This window comes from Paenibacillus sp. P4_A7, assembly GCF_056402455.1.
Map to the genome: position 1 here is coordinate 1 of NZ_JBFUHJ010000820.1, position 1,044 is coordinate 1,044.

Below are 1,044 nucleotides of genomic sequence, written 5' to 3' on the forward strand. Positions count from 1 at the left end.
ATGTTCACCCTTATTCTCAGCTTATATTTCACAACGAAACGAGCTCACACCGCCAAAGGACACGGCGTCAGCCGAATACACTTGATTATTTATAGATAGGTCCAAAGTTTTGGCACGCGCGATAATCTGCACTCTCAAGGTTAGCAGTACCGAAAAGTCCCCAAGCACGTGGACGGAATACACGGTCCTCTGGTACGTTGTGCATGCTAACTGGAATACGCAGCATCGAAGCAAGTGTAATGAGATCGCCGCCGATATGGCCGAAGCTGATCGATCCATGATTGGCACCCCAATTGTCCATTACTTCATATACAGAGTGGAAAGCTCCCTCTCCTGTAATTGTCGGAGCAAACCAAGTAGTTGGCCAAGTTGAATCGGTACGTTTGTCGAGAGTGTCATGAACATCAGAAGGCAATTCCACAGAGTAACCTTCTGCGATTTGCAGAACAGGCCCAATTCCTTTGACAAGATTTATACGAGACATCGTCATTGGCATGCCTCCACGAGACAAATAATCAGAGGAATAGCCGCCGCCGCGGAAATATTCTACAGATGCCGGTCTCCACGAGGTTGCATCCAAGCATTGCTGCGCTTCTGCTTCAGAAATTTCCCAGAACGGCTTCATCGCTGGTTGACCGTCTTTTGTTTGCTCGCCAGTACCGTCAAGTGTAGCTGGACCGGAATTAATGAGATGAAGTATGCCGTTTTCTGCAGCGCCTGTCAGCTTATGTCCCGTAACACGTTCTACTGATTCTGGGCTCCAATATGTACGCACATCTGCGAATATTTGAGCTGTATTAGTAAGCAAGTAGCCAAACAACATAACTGCGCCGTTCAAGCTATCATTTTCCGTAGCTACGATATAAGGAGCACGAATTCCATTCCAGTCAAAGGAAGAATTCAGAATGGCTTCCATAAAGTCGCCGTTTGGAAAATGGTCTGTCCACTGACGCTGGCCTTGAAATCCAGATACAATCGCGTTATGGCCGCCTGCTTCTTCGCCAAAGCCAAGCTCAGCAAGGCGCGGATTGCCAACCATAAGAT

1 pseudogene is annotated in these 1,044 nt (G+C 47.7%); it reads right to left on the reverse strand.

Going from position 1 to position 1,044, the window contains the following annotated elements:
* Positions 1-85: 85 nt before the first annotated feature.
* Positions 86-1,044 (reverse strand): annotated as a pseudogene (fucI, locus tag AC1DWN_RS34255) (L-fucose isomerase); the annotation flags it as partial.